This window comes from Serratia sp. B501, from assembly GCF_051172315.1.
Classification (GTDB): Bacteria; Pseudomonadota; Gammaproteobacteria; order Enterobacterales; family Enterobacteriaceae; genus Serratia; species Serratia ureilytica.
Genome location: NZ_JBPIZB010000002.1, coordinates 158,012 through 174,361 on the forward strand (window position 1 = coordinate 158,012; position 16,350 = coordinate 174,361).

The following is a 16,350-nucleotide window of genomic DNA, read 5'->3' on the forward strand; positions in this document are numbered from 1 at the left end:
CGCCATGTCGACCTTCAACACGCCGATCGATTGGGCGACGTGCAGCGCCGAACGCCAGGCCGAGCTGCTGATGCGTCCGGCGATCGCCGCTTCCGACAGCATCACCCGCACGGTGAACGAGATCCTCGACAACGTGAAGGCCAACGGCGATCGGGCGTTGCGCGACTACAGCGCCCGTTTCGACAAGGCGGAAGTCTCGGCGCTGCGCGTCAGCGCCGAGCAGATCGCCGCCGCCGCCGCGCGGTTGGGCGACGACATCAAACAGGCGATGGCGGTGGCCGTCGCCAACGTGGAAACCTTCCACAACGCGCAGCGACTGCCGCCGGTGGACGTCGAAACGCAACCGGGCGTGCGCTGCCAGCAGGTGACCCGCCCAATCGACTCGGTGGGCCTGTATATTCCCGGCGGATCGGCGCCGCTGTTCTCCACCGTGCTGATGCTGGCGACGCCGGCGCGCATCGCCGGCTGCCGCCGGGTAGTGCTGTGCTCGCCGCCGCCGATCGCCGATGAGATCCTGTATGCGGCGCAGCTGTGCGGCGTGCAGGAAGTGTTTCAGGTCGGGGGCGCGCAGGCGATCGCCGCCCTGGCGTTCGGCACCGAAAGCGTGCCGCGCGTGGCGAAGATCTTCGGGCCGGGCAACGCCTTCGTGACCGAAGCCAAGCGGCAGGTCAGCCAGCGCCTTGACGGCGCGGCCATCGACATGCCGGCCGGTCCTTCGGAAGTGCTGGTGATCGCCGACGCCGGCGCTACCCCGGCGTTTGTCGCTTCCGATCTGCTGTCGCAGGCCGAGCACGGCCCGGATTCGCAGGTGATCCTGCTGACGCCGGACGCGGCGATGGCGCAGGCGGTGGCCGACGCGGTGGAAAGCCAGCTGGCCGAGCTGCCGCGCGCCGACACCGCCCGCCAGGCGCTGGCGAGCAGCCGCCTGATCGTGGCGCGCGATCTGCCGGAGTGCGTGGCCATCAGCAACCGTTACGGCCCGGAGCACCTGATCATTCAGACCCGCAATGCGCGCGATCTGGTGGACGGCATCACCAGCGCCGGTTCGGTGTTCCTCGGCGACTGGTCGCCGGAGTCCGCCGGCGATTACGCCTCCGGCACCAACCATGTGCTGCCGACCTACGGCTACACCGCCACCTGCTCAAGCCTCGGGCTGGCCGATTTCCAAAAACGCATGACGGTGCAGGAGCTGACGCCGCAGGGCTTCAGCAACCTGGCCGCCACCATCGAGACGCTGGCTGCCGCCGAGCAGCTGATCGCCCACAAGAACGCCGTGACCCTGCGCGTCGCCGCCCTGAAGGAGCAAGCATGAGCATCGAAAAACTGGCGCGCGCCAACGTTCGCGAGCTGACCCCTTATCAATCGGCGCGCCGCCTCGGCGGCAAGGGCGACGTATGGCTGAACGCCAACGAATACCCGATCGCCCCGGAATTCCAGCTGACCGCGCAAACCTTCAACCGCTATCCGGAGTGCCAGCCGGCGCAGGTGATCGAACGCTACGCCGCCTATGCCGGGGTGAAGAAAGAGCAGGTGCTGGTCAGCCGCGGCGCCGATGAAGGCATCGAGCTGCTGATCCGCGCCTTCTGTGAGCCGGGCAAAGACGCCATTCTGTTCTGCCCGCCGACCTACGGCATGTACGCCGTCAGCGCCGAAACCTTTGGCGTGGAGCGCCGCACCGTGGCCGCCAAAGAGGACTGGCAGCTGGATCTGCCGGCCATCGCGGACAGCCTGGACAACGTGAAACTGATCTACGTCTGCAGCCCGAACAACCCGACCGGTAACCTGATTGACCCGGACTCTCTACGCAGCCTGTTGGAGCTGGCCAAAGGCAAAGCGATCGTCGCGGTGGACGAAGCCTATATCGAGTTTTGCCCGCAGGCCTCGGTGGCCGGGTGGCTGAGCGACTATCCGCACCTGGCTATTCTGCGCACGCTGTCGAAGGCCTTTGCGCTGGCCGGCCTGCGCTGCGGCTTTACGCTCGCCAACGAAGATCTGATTGCCCTGCTGCTGAAGGTGATCGCGCCTTACCCGCTCTCGACGCCGGTGGCGGATATCGCCGCGCAGGCGCTGAGCGAAGAAGGCATCCGCACCATGCGCCAGCGCGTCACCGACATCGCCGCCACCCGCCGCTGGCTGCAGCAACAGCTGGAAAAATGCGCCTGCGTCGAGCAGGTTTTCGCCAGCGACAGCAATTACCTGCTGGCCCGCTTCACCGCCTCAAGTAATGTGTTTAAAAGCTTATGGGATCAGGGCATTATCTTACGAGACCAAAACAAACAGCCCGGGTTGTCCGGCTGCCTGCGCATCACCATAGGCACCCGCGAAGAATGTCAACGCGTGGTGGACGCCTTGTCCGCCCTGCCCGGCGCCAACCAGACTCGCCAGGAGCCAATGTGAGCCAAAAAATCCTCTTTATCGATCGTGACGGCACGCTGATCGCCGAGCCACCGGAAGATTTCCAAGTTGACCGCCTGGACAAGCTGGCGCTCGAGCCGGACGTGATCCCTTCCCTGCTGGCGCTGCAACAGGCGGGGTATCAGCTGGTGATGATCACCAATCAGGATGGGCTCGGCACCGCCAGTTTCCCGCAGGAAACCTTCGATCCGCCGCACAACCTGATGATGCAGATCCTTAGCTCGCAGGGCATTCAGTTCGCCGACGTGTTGATCTGCCCGCACCTGCCGGCGGACAACTGCGACTGCCGCAAGCCGAAGACCGCGCTGGTGAAGGGTTACCTCGAACCCGGCGTGCTCGATACCGCCCACAGCTACGTGATCGGCGATCGGCCGACCGACGTGCAGCTGGCGGAAAACATGGGCATTCAGGGGCTGCGCTACCAGCGCGGCGTGCTGGGCTGGAAAGAGATCGTGCGTCAGCTGACCCTGCGCGACCGTCATGCGCGGGTTAACCGCGTGACCAAAGAGACGCAGATCGATGTCAACGTCTGGCTGGATCGCGAAGGCGGCAGCAAAATCAAAACCGGCGTCGGCTTCTTCGACCACATGCTGGATCAGATCGCCACCCACGGCGGCTTCCGCATGGAGATCGATGTCAAAGGCGACCTGTATATCGACGATCACCACACCGTAGAGGACACCGGCCTGGCGCTGGGCGAAGCGTTGAACAAGGCGCTGGGCGACAAGCGCGGCATTGCCCGCTTCGGCTTCGTGCTGCCGATGGACGAGTGTCTGGCGCGCTGCGCGCTGGATATCTCCGGCCGCCCGCACCTGGAGTACAAGGCCGAGTTCAACTATCAGCGCGTCGGCGATCTCAGCACCGAAATGGTCGAGCACTTCTTCCGCTCGCTCTCCTACACCATGGGTTGCACGCTGCACCTGAAGACCAAAGGCAAAAACGACCACCACCGGGTCGAAAGCCTGTTCAAAGTGTTTGGCCGCACGCTGCGCCAGGCGATCCGCGTCGAGGGCAATACCCTGCCGAGCTCGAAAGGAGTGCTGTGATGAACGTGGTGATTTTGGATACCGGCTGCGCCAACCTGGCCTCCGTCACCTATGCGGTGCGGCGCCTGGGCTATCAGCCGGAAGTGAGCCGCGATCCGGAGATCGTGCTGCGCGCCGACAAGCTGTTCCTGCCGGGCGTCGGCACCGCGCAGGCGGCGATGGATCAGCTGCGCGAACGCGATCTGATCGAACTGATCAGGGCCTGCACTCAGCCGGTACTGGGCATCTGCCTCGGTATGCAGCTGCTGGCGGCCAGCAGCGAAGAGAACGGCGGCATAACGACGCTCGGCCTCATCGATACGCCGGTAAAGCAGATGACAGACTTCGGCCTGCCGCTGCCGCACATGGGTTGGAACCAGGTATCCGCGCAGGCGGGCCACCATCTGTTCCGCGGCATCGATGACGGCGCCTACTTCTATTTCGTTCACAGCTATGCGATGCCGATATGCCCCAGCACCATCGCTCAGGCGAACTACGGCGAGCCCTTCACCGCCGCCGTGCAAAAAGACAACTTCTTCGGCGTGCAGTTTCATCCAGAACGATCTGGAGCGGCCGGCGCGCAACTGTTGAAAAACTTTCTGGAGATGTAGGCAGCATGATTATTCCGGCTTTGGATTTGATCGACGGCAACGTGGTGCGTTTGCATCAGGGCGATTACGGCCAACAGCGCGACTACGGCAACGATCCGCTGCTGCGCCTGCAGGACTATCAACAACAGGGCGCCCAGGTGCTGCACCTGGTCGATCTGACCGGCGCCAAAGATCCGGCGGCGCGCCAGATCCCGCTGCTGCGCAAGCTGTTGGCGGGGGTTAACGTGCCGGTGCAGGTCGGCGGCGGCATCCGCAACGAGCAAGACGTCAGCGCCCTGCTGGAGGCCGGCGCCACGCGCGTGGTGATCGGCTCCACCGCGGTGAAACAGCCGCAGTTGGTGCAAAGCTGGTTCGAACGCTATGGCGCCGACGCGCTGGTACTGGCGTTGGATGTGCGCATCGACGCGCAGGGCGTGAAGCGCGTAGCCATCAGCGGCTGGCAGGAAGACTCCGACGCCACGCTTGAACAGGTGGTAGAGCAGTTCCTGCCCTACGGGCTGAAACACGTGCTGTGCACCGACATTTCGCGCGACGGCACGCTGGCCGGTTCCAACGTGGCGCTGTATCAGGAGATCAGCCGCCGCTATCCGCAAGTGGCCTTCCAGGCCTCAGGCGGCATCGGCAATCTGGACGACATCGCCCAGTTGCGCGGCAGCGGCGTTGCCGGCGTGATCGTCGGGCGCGCCCTGCTGGAAGGTAAATTTAGCGTTGAGGAGGCGATTGCATGCTGGCAAAACGGATAATCCCGTGTCTGGATGTTAAAGACGGGCAAGTGGTGAAAGGCGTGCAGTTCCGCAACCACGAAATCATCGGCGACATCGTGCCACTGGCGCAGCGCTATGCGCAAGAAGGCGCGGACGAGCTGGTGTTTTACGATATCACCGCCTCGAGCGACGGCCGGGTGGTGGACAAAAGCTGGGTGTCGCGCGTGGCGGAGGTGATTGATATTCCGTTCTGCGTCGCCGGCGGCATTAAAAGCGCCGAGGACGCCAGCCAGATCCTGTCTTTCGGCGCCGACAAAATCTCCATCAACTCACCGGCGCTGGCCGATCCCGATCTGATTAGCCGCCTGGCGGATCGCTTTGGCGTGCAGTGCATCGTGGTGGGCATCGATACCTGGTTCGACAGTGAAACCGGCAAGTATCACGTCAATCAATATACCGGCGACGAGAGCCGCACCCGCGTCACCCAGTGGGAAACCCTCGACTGGGTGCAGGAAGTGCAGCGCCGCGGCGCCGGTGAGATCGTGCTGAACATGATGAACCAGGACGGCGTGCGCAACGGTTACGATCTGCAGCAGCTGCGTCGGGTGCGCGAGGTCTGCAAAGTGCCGCTGATCGCCTCCGGCGGTGCGGGCACGATGGAGCACTTCCTGGAAGCGTTCCGCGATGCGGACGTCGACGGCGCGCTGGCGGCATCGGTGTTCCACAAACAAATCATCAATATCGGCGAACTGAAAAGGTTCCTGGTCGAACAAGGCGTGGAGATTCGCGTGTGCTGACAGAACAACAGAGAAACCAGCTGGACTGGGAGAAAACCGACGGCCTGATGCCGGCCATCGTGCAACACGCCGTTTCCGGCGAAGTGCTGATGCTGGGTTACATGACGCCGGAAGCGCTGGCGACCACCGAGCAGAGCGGCAATGTCACCTTCTTCTCGCGCACCAAGCAACGCCTGTGGACCAAAGGCGAAAGTTCCGGCCACTTCCTCAAGGTGGTCAGCATCACGCCGGACTGCGATAACGACACGCTGCTGGTATTGGCCAACCCGATCGGCCCGACCTGCCACCTGGGCAACAGCAGCTGCTTCCACCCGGCCGCCAGCGACTGGACGTTCCTCTATCAGCTGGAACAGCTGTTGGCGGAGCGCAAGCATGCCAGCCCGGACAGCTCATACACCGCCAGCCTGTACGCCAGCGGCACCAAACGCATCGCGCAGAAGGTCGGGGAAGAAGGCGTGGAAACCGCGCTGGCCGCCACGGTCAACGATCGCGAAGAGCTGACCAACGAGGCCTCGGATCTGATCTATCACCTGCTGGTGCTACTGCAGGACCAGGATTTGGATCTGAGCGCGGTGATCGGCCGGCTGCGCGAGCGGCATCAGAAAAAAGCGTGACGCTGAATCACGCGCAATAAAAAAGCCGCCGGGCGTTAACCTCGGCGGCTTTTTATTTGTTCACAAGCATCGAAAACAGCAGCAGAAGAGAATCAAAGCCCAGCCCCCACTACGTGATTCTTAATTTTTTCCGTTTTTGCGCGAAGGCCGGAACAGGGCCATCAGCCGCCATGGCCAAGAATTTACTATCTCACGATTGCGCATTTCGCACTCTCTGAGTTGATGCGTAAGCGACTCTATCTCGCTTTCAGCGGCTCTCAATTGGTGGCCTTTCTCGAGAATCACCCCTTCATGGGCTTTGAGTCGAGCCTCCAGAGCACTCAGCTTAGCCTCCATAGCTTGATGTTCAGCATGTAGCTTATGTTCCGCTTCCTCTTTTCGTTTGAACTCGGCGCAAACGTCTTGGTAAGAGGTAGATAACATCTGATAAGACGACTCGGCCTCACGATTGGCAGAAGAGAGATCATAATTAGCAGAAACCAACTCATCGTTTTCATTCTGCAAACGTCGGCTTAAATAAAAGAGGTACTCATCCGCTGACAAACGATAAAGACTGTCGAAAAAAACTTGTGTTCTTTCTTCGTAAAAATCCTCGAACTTAGCACCGAGCTTATTCAGATAACTTCTGACATCATCATATAATGTGAAATAAGCCTTACCGTACAAGGTATTTAAATGCCACTCGAGAAATGAAGCCGAATAGTTGATAAAATCGGTTTTTCGTCCATCATAGATCCCTCTCTCAATCATTAAGGATCTCAATGCTTCCAACGCATCAATTGCACAGTGGTAGGACTTTTCGCGGGTATTAGACAGAGATGTCTCTCTGGAAACCGTGTGATCAATTAATACATCATCAAGAATACATATTCTTTCAGATAACAAAACGAACGCACAAATAAAATAGAGATCGTTTGAGGTTCTTATTTGCTGAAATTGCAAATTTTCAGCTAATATCCTCTCACGCTTCAACATTTTGTCCCAAGGCCACCAAATAAAAGCGTTGAAAAAATCCCTCTCGATCTCAATGGAAGAGAACACGTTTTTTTGTGGCAGCAGATCTGTGCGTATCGACCAGGGAATCGACAGATGCTTATCCTGCTGAACGTTGTAAAACTGGCTTCTATAAATGACAACATCGGCATCATGCGATTTCGCCATTGAATAGGCTTTTTCCATCAGGTTTTCATCAACGAAATCATCATCATCGAGGAAAACAACAAACTCACCTCGGGCATGGCTTAAACCAACATTGCGTGCAGCACCGGCCCCACCACCTTCAATGCCGGAAAGCAATATAACCCTGTCATCCTCGGCGGCAATACGCTCCAGGATCGCCTTGGTACCATCCGTAGAATTATCGTCAACGATAATAATCTCGAGTTCTTTCAGCGTTTGCTTTCTGACTTTATCAATGACATCAAAAATATAAATCTCGGCATTAAAAACTGGCATAACTACCGAAACATAGGGTATCGTTTTAACTTCAGACATTATTATTCCACCATGTTCATTGTAATAAAGCCAACTTTTAGAATGACATTGGCCCCCAGTGAAACCTCCCGCGCTTGATCCTATAATCATATAATCGAAGGAGATTAAATGAAAAAAGCCTTATGCTACCGCATAAGGCCTATTTCTGATTATTTAATCTCTTCAACCTGCTTTTTTATTTCCGCAATTCTCTGCTCTTGCAGAATAAACCCAGACTCGATCATTCTCTCTAACTCTGACAAACGCCAATGAATGGAGTCCAATCTTGCATTATTTTCAATCAACAAAGCCCGCGTACTCTTACGATGTAGTCCGCGTTCGATAAACTTGTGCTTGCCTATACGCACCAGCATATGCAGCAACCCACCAGGCCCCAGTTTATCGTAGTTGAAGCGTAATTTTTCAGCCTTCGTTTTCGCTACCCAACCATTCATGACTTTTGAAAAATCTGCACTGCTTTCTTTCATCAGTGCAATAACGAGACCAACCGTTTTTCTGTCATAGAAGCGCGTAGACAAGTAAGACTGGATCTCACCTTTCTGATAGCGTTTTACGTGCGGCAACAGTGTTTCGTAGAACTCTGTGGAAAACGTAGGCGTAAGAACCTGGCTTACCCAAGCAATATGGCCAACCAGCCAGTTGAGTGAATACTCGCGGTATTGCGCCAGCATTTTTGACTTTTCAAGATAGTCAAAAATAACCTGGTGCTGCAGGAAAACACCGAGTAACCGATCCCCGCCGGCCATCATCGTCTGGCCAGCACGGTTACGGCGGTGATAGCAGAGCACTTCATCGATAAAGCAGACTTTATCTGACGTTAACGTGACAAACCAATGGAACCCATTATCTTCGAAGAAGTATTTCCCAACAGGGAATTTCAGATTATTGTCGGTAATGAGCTTCCGCTTGTAAATTTTACGCCATGGCACAGGCAACAATTCGAGAACTTTCTTCTTGTTCTCAACGCTGCGAATATCCCAAACGGGTTTGTTCGCTAATGTTGCCCAGGCAGGTTCATACGGCGCATTCTCGATGCCGGTTTCTGTCTCAAACTCGAGGAAGTTACACATCGCGACATCGGCATTTTCAGCCACTGCAATGTTATAAAGCTTCTCGAACATTGTCGGATCGTAAAGATCGTCACCATCGGCAAAACCAATAAATTCGCCCGTAGCGGCTTCCATGCCAATATTAGCAACGGTAGCAACCCCGCCAGGTGAGTTCTCTTTCATCAAAATAGGAATGATACGCTTATCTTTCTCGGCATAAGACTCGATAATTTTCGGCGTGCTATCTTTAGAACCATCATCCACTACAATGATTTCAATATCTTCTAGCGTTTGAGCTAGAACATTGTCCAAACATTCGCCAATGTATTTTTCGATGTTATAGGACGTGACAATGATAGATAATTTTGCAGTCATCTCAAAAAACCTTTTTATTAACTAAATACTCACACACTTTAGAATGAATATATTTATTTGTGTGGAAAACCTTTTGCAGATCACTGTAACTGCTCTGCAGGAAAACGTCTCTCACTTTGGAGACTAGTGCTGATTTGAAGTCAATAACTATATTTTCTTTTGCCCAATCAATCAGATTTACGCTAAACAAGAAGAAACTCGTTGTATAAACATCATAGCGCTTATCTGACTTAATATAGTCATATAATTCAGCAATAGCATCTACGCACTGCATACGTAACTGACTTTTATTATTAGTCACATTACTGCCTTCAGGACAAAGCATATAATTACATATTGCATCGTTCAGAATGGCAACTCTCTCTGCATTCATCAATATTTTCCAGTGCGGAAAAATATCTTCATGTAAACGTAAACTGCCAAACTTTATGTCATTATCCTTTAAAAACCGTGTTCTACAGATTTTATTCCAAGGATAGTTTGTTAGCGTCAGGAAATCGGGTAGCTTTTGCAGAGAAAGGATATCACCATATTTTACTCGCACTTCCTCAAACAACTTCTCATCGCCTTCCCACATGCCAATACTTTCTTTGGCTTTGCCATAAACGATATTGTACTGAGTTACGGCAACGTCCAGTTTTTCTTTTTCAAGCTTGGCGATGGCATTATCGGCCACATTAGGCAGCATAAAGTCATCGCTGTCAAAGAAGATCGTATACTCACCGCTCGCTGACGCCAAGCCTACATCTCTGGCAACACCCGGCCCCTGATTTTTCTCTTGCCTAATGAGCTTGATATTTCCTCTCTGAGCAAGATAACCCTCGATCACCGAGATAGTATTATCAGTAGAGCAATCATCGACGAGGATGATTTCATGTGTACTCTTAATCGCACGTAAAATAGAATCCAGGGTTGCGACAATGGAATTCTGAGCATTGTATACCGGGATTATTATCGAAATCTTAACACTTTCGCTTGCTGCGGAAGTATTACTATTAACGTCGATCATAGCATCCTTATTCATTCATTGAATCCACTTAAAAATGTCAGCCATATATTTGATGGTTGCGAAAATCATGCTATTTTTTTAGCGAATACATTTGCCATTTTAATTGATGGCAAGTCAATATACTTTTCAAAATAGTAAGAAAGCAACAGGCACACTGATACGGTAACTAACAATAGCATTATGAACGTAGACATGTGTATGTCACCATAATAACTCTTCGCTATTGCAGCAATAATATTAAGTATACAGACATGTACGACATATAACGGGAAAGAGATACGTCCCAAAAACTGCGCCAGCTTGTTTTCGAGCAACTTTTCACTCAAACTACTGCCTAAAATCGACATAAAAATCAGCATACTTCCTGTCAACATAAGCATTTGATAAGTATCTCGATATGAGCCAACGGAAATGTATTCAATGTATTTATAGATACCTCCATATAAATACACGCCATCCCGTTCATACGGCGAAGTTGCCAGCACAATGCCGATCAAAAACATAAGTGCACGCAGCACTCCATGGATTTTGAATTTATTGTCGATATATAAATCGTTTAAAATCATTCCAAAGACGAAGAGACAATAAAAGGAGCCCCATGCATAAAGGAAAGAGAAGACCAATGCATAAAATATTAGTCGCCTACGGTGCATACCGAAGAACGCAAGCAGACCAAAAACAATAAAAGATCCATAAAACTCGAAAGATATAGTCCACAGAGCATAATTATGCAAAGGCACATGTTGGAAAGGCGCGAAATACACCGCTTCAAGAATCGCTGGAATAAAACCGAGTTCAATCACATGGCCAGTTGTATACTTCAATATATAATATAGCAATGCACTCATCAGCATAGAGGCTAAAATAGGAAGAACCAGCCTTGGGTATCTCTTTACAACGCCATTGAATATGGCACTACCCTCGTGGGTTTTATTGAACTTAATCGAAAGAACAAAACCGCTTAGAATGAAAAAAATGCAAACAGGTGCAATTCCACTGTAAACTATATTTAATGGTGTCCATGCAATTAACCGCCGCAGCATTCCTCCAATATCGCTAAACGATGTATATCTAATATCTGGTTTATAGATACTGACGCAGTGATCAATAATAACAATAAAGCAGCATATACCCCGTAAACCTTCAAGATAGGTTATTTTTTTCATAAAAACCTTAATATGAACCTTTCTCTCTATCTAATAGTGTCGTAAAGAGTCAGCATATATATGCTGTCTTGATAATTTCGCAATATTGAAGACAGAGGGAATGACGCCAAATGAAGTAGTAACAATTAATGCAGAAACGGCTAGTAGGAATAATTAATGAAAGCCAAGAAAACCACCATGCCAGTAGCATGGTGGTTTAAAATATTTAATGATTACAGTACGTTAGTCTAACCATTCGGTGTGGAATACACCTTCTTTATCCGTACGCTTGTAAGTATGAGCGCCGAAGTAGTCGCGCTGCGCCTGGATCAGGTTAGCCGGCAGCACCGCTGAACGGTAGCTATCGTAGTAGGCGATCGCGGCGGAGAAGGTTGGCGTAGGGATACCGTTCTGCACGGCATAGGCCACAACATCACGCAGCGCCTGTTGGTACTCGTCGGCGATTTGCTTGAAGTATGGCGCCAGCAGCAGGTTGGCGATATCGGCGTCCGCCGCGTAAGCGTCGGTGATCTTCTGCAGGAACTGGGCACGGATGATACAGCCGGCACGGAAGATCTTGGCGATTTCGCCGTAGTGCAGATCCCAGTTGTTTTCTTTGGACGCGGCTTTCAGCTGAGAGAAGCCCTGCGCGTAGGATACGATCTTGCCCAGATACAGCGCGCGACGCACTTTCTCGATGAACTCGGCTTTGTCGCCGGTGAACGGTGCCACTTTCGGCCCGGTCAGCACTTTAGACGCGGCAACGCGCTGATCTTTCAGCGAGGACAGGTAGCGTGCGAACACCGATTCGGTGATCAGCGACAGCGGTTCGCCCAGATCCAGCGAGCTCTGGCTGGTCCACTTGCCGGTGCCTTTGTTGGCGGCTTCGTCCAGGATCACATCGACCAGGTATTTACCTTCTTCGTCTTTCTTGGTGAAGATGTCTTTGGTGATGTCGATCAGGTAGCTGTTCAGCTCCCCCTTGTTCCACTCGGCGAAGGTTTCGGCCAGCTGCTCGTTGCTCAGGTTCAGCGCCTGCTTCAGCAGAGAATAGGCTTCGGCAATCAGCTGCATGTCGCCGTATTCGATGCCGTTGTGCACCATCTTCACATAATGGCCTGCACCGTCAGCGCCGATGTAAGTCACGCAAGGCTCGCCTTCCGCAACCGCAGCGATTTTCTCCAGGATCGGCGCCACCAGCTCGTAAGCTTCTTTCTGGCCGCCAGGCATGATGGAAGGCCCTTTCAGCGCCCCCTCTTCACCGCCGGAAACGCCGGTGCCGATGAAATTGAAGCCCTGATCGGACAGTTCGCGGTTACGACGGATGGTGTCCTGATAGTAGGTGTTGCCGCCATCGATCAGGATATCGCCCTTGTCCAGATGCGGAGTCAGCGAGGCAATGGTTTTATCCGTCGCTTCGCCCGCTTTCACCATCAGCAGGATGCGGCGCGGTTTTTCCAGCGATTCGACAAACTCTTCAACGGTGTAATACGGCGCCAGGTTTTTGCCCGGATTCTCAGCGATTACTTCGTCAGTCTTGTCGCCAGAACGGTTGAAAATGGAAACGGTGTAACCACGGCTCTCGATGTTCAGCGCGAGGTTGCGGCCCATTACCGCCATGCCGACAACGCCGATTTGTTGCTTGGACATTTAGGAACTCCTGTCTGAGGATGACCCTGCTGGCAACGTCGGCCAGCAGGTTTTGTGATGTGGCACACATGTTAACTCAGGATTGAGCCGGGTGGGTAGTGATTGGTGCGATAGGCTTTGCAACAGATTACGAACCATCAAAAATTACACAATCGCGACAATAACAGCCGTTTAGGTTACAGCCATGACTCTTGCTTACAAATTTGGATTTTCCACTGTCCTTTTACCGAAAAACCCCACGCTCACACGACGCTCAATAACTTCCGGCTGCGATCGCACGCTGATAGAGCTTTAACGTGTCATCAATAACCAATGATGAGGCGAATTTGCTCTCGATACGCTCACGGCTGCGCACGCCCATCTCAACGCGCTTGCTTGGACTGGTAAGCAACTGCTCCAACTTCTCTGCCAGAACCTCGATATTGCGCATCTCCACCAGGCTGCCGGTGTACTCATCAATAATCAGACTTTGGCAACCACCCACGTCATAAGCGATGCAAGCACGCCCAACCGAAGACGCTTCCAGCAAAATACGCGGAATGCCTTCTGAATACGTAGAAGGCAGAGCGACAACGTTAGAGGCCTCAATCAGGCTGTAAACGTCGCTGCAACGACCCAACCAATTGATGAGCCCCTGCTGGTGCCATTCTTCTATTTGCGACAGCGGAATCGCATCCGGATCGTCAACAATGGAAATTCCCGCCACATTCAACACAAAATCAACGCCTTTCTGCGCCAAGCGCTTTTTCACCTCGACCAGATCGCCCAATCCTTTGCTCCAGAGCAATCGGCTGGCGAACAAGACGACCGGTTTTTCGCGGTTGATTTCTAGCGAGTAGTGATAAATATCGGGGTTAATGCCGGCACCATCGATAACAACCGTTTGGCTTTTTTTCGCTTCAGTCAGCGCAAGAAGTCGATCGCGGTCGTGTTCGTGCTCAAAGGCCAGCAAGCATTTTTTGTTCTTAAAGATATGATTGTACGAATGTAACGTCAGATAACGAATGACGTTCATTGACAATTTGTCTTCCATAAAGACACGCCCAAGCCCGACAAAGCCCAGAATAATCGGTTTGTTGTAAAAACGCGCAAAGAACCCCCCCATCAAACAAGGTTTGATAGTGATGCAATGCAGTACGTCTGGGTCAATTTTTTTGAGCAACGACCATACCTTGGCCAATGAACCAAAGAAGTTGAATGGGTTGATGGACAGCTCAGATACTGATGAATCGTGGCAGATAAAACCTTTATCTGCCAACTTTTGCTGAATGTCGTCTCCCACAAAGTGGCTAACAACGTGGATTTCATAGCCAGCAGCCTGAGCCGCCAGCGCTCTTTCAACCCAATGCAGTTCAAAGTACCAATCTGAGTTGATAAAATAACAAATCTTTTTCATTTAACTCTTACCGGCTAATGTTGTTTACCATTTTTACGTGATATACCGTCAACAATACCGCGCACTACGTATTTAATATATTCACCTTTTTTGCCTTGAGAGGTAAAAGAAAGTAAATATTTTGCAATACGTAACACGATAGCTCCGAGTGAGTAAGGTCTTTCATGTTTTTTGAAAAGCATCCTTGAGAGGAGCAGGTTTCTGACCAGATAGTAGACTTTCCAGGGCGGGTTTATCCCCCCCTGGCCAGCAGGCACATCGTGCAGAAATACCAACTCTGGTGAGTACCGGAACCGATACCCTTGTTGACTCAACCTGTAAGAGAAGTAAAGATCATCATAATAAATAAAAAGTTCTGGCCAAATGTACTCAATGTTAGCGGCTAAAACGTCTTTGCGTATTATTGCACCAACAAATGAGAAAGTCACGACATCCGCAGGCTTAAGCTCTGCGGGGATGTAACGTTCGGGTCTGGCGATATAACCCAACGTGTTTACCAACGACGTAGGCATCTTGCTGAAAGGTACGTTCATTTTGCATAACGTCCCTTGTCTATCCAGGACTCGGCAACAGTAGGCCTCATAGTCGAACCGTTGCGCCAATTCAGCGAAACGTGTCAACAATGTGCGATCGGGATAAGCGTCATCATCGAACATAAACACCCAGTCGGTGTCTATCTTACTCGCAATATATTCACTTCCGAGCCTGAACCCGCCTGCGCCGCCGTCGTTTTGCGCAGCGCGTATGGCGTGCAAACGGCTATCTTCGATACTGTGTAGCCACGACTGCGTTTCGTCGGTCGACGCGTTATCGACAATGACAATGTCATCAAACGGCAACGCAGAGGTTGCCGCCCAACATTGTTTCAATTTTTCCAGGCGATTGAATGTAACAATTAACGCCGAACATCTCATCTGATGCTGACCGTGAATACTGGCATAGCGTTTTCTTGCTCCAGACTGGCCAGATAGGTTTCAGCCGTTTTCAGTGCTTCGGCAATGGTCACGTCCATATCCAGGTAGCGATACGTACCCAGGCGGCCAATGAAGGTAATGTCATGTTCTTTTTCGGCCAAATCGACGTATTTTTCCAATAATGCCATTTCACCGACCTGACGAATCGGGTAATAAGGGATATCATTTTCTTCGCAAGTGCGGCTGTACTCTTTATAGCAAACCGACCCTTCGTGCTGTTCCCAAGGGGAGAAGTACTTATGCTCGGTGATGCGAGTATAAGGTACCGACTGTTCACAATAGTTCATCACCGCACAGCCTTGATAATCCCCTTCCACGGTAAATTTCTCAAAGTCCAGCGTACGGTAGCCGAGGCGCCCAAACTGGAAGTCATAGAACGCATCCAGCGGACCGCTGTAAAACACATGATCGTAGCCCTCACGATCCTGCATTTGGAACTGGGTATCCAACGTCACCGAGATATTCGGGTGATCCAGAATACCTTCCACCATTTTGGTATAACCGTCTTTCGGCATCCCCTGGAACTTATGATTGAAATAGTTATCATCATAATTAAAACGAATAGGCAGACGCTTCAGAATCGAAGCCGGCAACTGTGCCGGGGACATGCCCCATTGCTTGATGGTGTAACCTTTGAAAAAGGCTTCATACAGTTCTTTGCCGACAAAGCGCAGCGCCTGTTCTTCGAACGATTGCGGATCGGTGATACTGGAATCGCCTTTCTCGGCGATCAAGGCTTTCGCTTCCGTTGGTGAACAGGTTTTTTTGAAGAACTGGTTGATGGTGTGCAAATTGATCGGCAGCGAGAAAACCTGGCCGTTTACCGTCGCTTTTACGCGGTTAACATAAGGCATCATTGTGGCGTACTGATTCACAAAGTTCCAGACTTGCTCGTTGTCGGTATGGAAAATATGCGGACCATAGGTATGCACCATCACGTCCGTCTTTTCATCCCGAGCGTCGTAGCAGTTGCCAGCGATATGAGTACGGCGATCGATAATATGAATTTGATGGCCTTGCTCAGCCAATTTTCTCCCGATCACCGCACCGGAAAAGCCTGCTCCAACGATTAAAATTTTCTTACTGTTCATC

15 protein-coding genes are annotated in these 16,350 nt (G+C 52.2%); 7 read left to right on the top strand and 8 right to left on the bottom strand.

Annotated elements, in window-relative coordinates:
- Nucleotides 1-4: 4 nt before the first annotated feature.
- From hisD to hisIE, 7 genes are read left to right on the top strand one after another with little or no spacing between them, the layout of a single operon-like run.
- A complete protein-coding gene (gene hisD / locus ACSBQV_RS07230) occupies nt 5-1,312 on the top strand; it encodes a histidinol dehydrogenase (RefSeq protein ID WP_033642486.1) in 1,308 nt (435 codons plus the stop codon).
- A complete protein-coding gene (gene hisC, locus ACSBQV_RS07235; protein WP_099783583.1) occupies nt 1,309-2,397 on the top strand; it encodes a histidinol-phosphate transaminase in 1,089 nt (362 codons plus the stop codon). Before hisD ends, hisC begins: the two co-directional genes overlap by 4 nt.
- On the top strand, nt 2,394-3,461 hold the full coding sequence (hisB, locus tag ACSBQV_RS07240) for a bifunctional histidinol-phosphatase/imidazoleglycerol-phosphate dehydratase HisB (protein WP_015377254.1): 1,068 nt from the start codon (nt 2,394-2,396) through the stop codon (nt 3,459-3,461). Before hisC ends, hisB begins: the two co-directional genes overlap by 4 nt.
- Nucleotides 3,461-4,051 (top strand): imidazole glycerol phosphate synthase subunit HisH, encoded by a 591-nt coding sequence (gene hisH, locus ACSBQV_RS07245; protein ID WP_021504315.1) that lies wholly within the window; start codon nt 3,461-3,463, stop codon nt 4,049-4,051. Before hisB ends, hisH begins: the two co-directional genes overlap by 1 nt.
- A gap of 5 nt (nt 4,052-4,056) precedes the next feature.
- Entirely contained in the window at nt 4,057-4,794 is a 738-nt protein-coding gene (hisA, locus tag ACSBQV_RS07250; RefSeq protein ID WP_033650627.1) for a 1-(5-phosphoribosyl)-5-[(5-phosphoribosylamino)methylideneamino]imidazole-4-carboxamide isomerase, read from the top strand.
- Nucleotides 4,776-5,552 carry an imidazole glycerol phosphate synthase subunit HisF gene (hisF, locus tag ACSBQV_RS07255; RefSeq protein WP_033642483.1) on the top strand — a complete coding sequence of 259 codons (777 nt, stop codon included), beginning with the start codon at nt 4,776-4,778 and terminating at the stop codon, nt 5,550-5,552. Before hisA ends, hisF begins: the two co-directional genes overlap by 19 nt.
- Nucleotides 5,546-6,166, top strand: coding sequence for a bifunctional phosphoribosyl-AMP cyclohydrolase/phosphoribosyl-ATP diphosphatase HisIE (gene hisIE / locus ACSBQV_RS07260; RefSeq protein ID WP_015377251.1), 621 nt, complete (start codon nt 5,546-5,548; stop codon nt 6,164-6,166). Before hisF ends, hisIE begins: the two co-directional genes overlap by 7 nt.
- Before the next feature lie 120 nt (nt 6,167-6,286).
- Here hisIE and ACSBQV_RS07265 read toward each other — a convergent pair whose 3' ends face one another.
- The 8 genes from ACSBQV_RS07265 to glf form a co-directional block, all read right to left on the bottom strand.
- Nucleotides 6,287-7,660: a glycosyltransferase gene (locus ACSBQV_RS07265; protein ID WP_158234566.1), complete on the bottom strand. Its 1,374-nt coding sequence runs from the start codon at nt 7,658-7,660 to the stop codon at nt 6,287-6,289.
- Nucleotides 7,661-7,809: 149 nt separating this feature from the next.
- A complete protein-coding gene (locus ACSBQV_RS07270) occupies nt 7,810-9,084 on the bottom strand; it encodes a glycosyltransferase (protein WP_033650626.1) in 1,275 nt (424 codons plus the stop codon).
- A 1-nt stretch (nt 9,085) separates the two neighbouring features.
- Nucleotides 9,086-10,108 (bottom strand): glycosyltransferase family 2 protein, encoded by a 1,023-nt coding sequence (locus ACSBQV_RS07275; RefSeq protein WP_080280840.1) that lies wholly within the window; start codon nt 10,106-10,108, stop codon nt 9,086-9,088.
- Nucleotides 10,109-10,158: 50 nt separating this feature from the next.
- On the bottom strand, nt 10,159-11,259 hold the full coding sequence (locus ACSBQV_RS07280; RefSeq protein WP_099817909.1) for an acyltransferase family protein: 1,101 nt from the start codon (nt 11,257-11,259) through the stop codon (nt 10,159-10,161).
- 222 nt (nt 11,260-11,481) lie between these two features.
- Nucleotides 11,482-12,888, bottom strand: coding sequence for an NADP-dependent phosphogluconate dehydrogenase (gene gndA, locus ACSBQV_RS07285; RefSeq protein ID WP_042784055.1), 1,407 nt, complete (start codon nt 12,886-12,888; stop codon nt 11,482-11,484).
- Nucleotides 12,889-13,141: 253 nt separating this feature from the next.
- Nucleotides 13,142-14,284, bottom strand: a complete 1,143-nt coding sequence (locus ACSBQV_RS07290; RefSeq protein ID WP_033650622.1) for a glycosyltransferase family 4 protein — start codon at nt 14,282-14,284, stop codon at nt 13,142-13,144.
- Between the two features lie 14 nt (nt 14,285-14,298).
- Nucleotides 14,299-15,198, bottom strand: a complete 900-nt coding sequence (locus ACSBQV_RS07295) for a glycosyltransferase (protein ID WP_033650621.1) — start codon at nt 15,196-15,198, stop codon at nt 14,299-14,301.
- Nucleotides 15,195-16,349, bottom strand: a complete 1,155-nt coding sequence (gene glf / locus ACSBQV_RS07300; RefSeq protein ID WP_099783692.1) for a UDP-galactopyranose mutase — start codon at nt 16,347-16,349, stop codon at nt 15,195-15,197. The genes ACSBQV_RS07295 and glf overlap by 4 nt, the downstream gene beginning before the upstream one ends.
- Nucleotide 16,350: the final 1 nt, after the last annotated feature.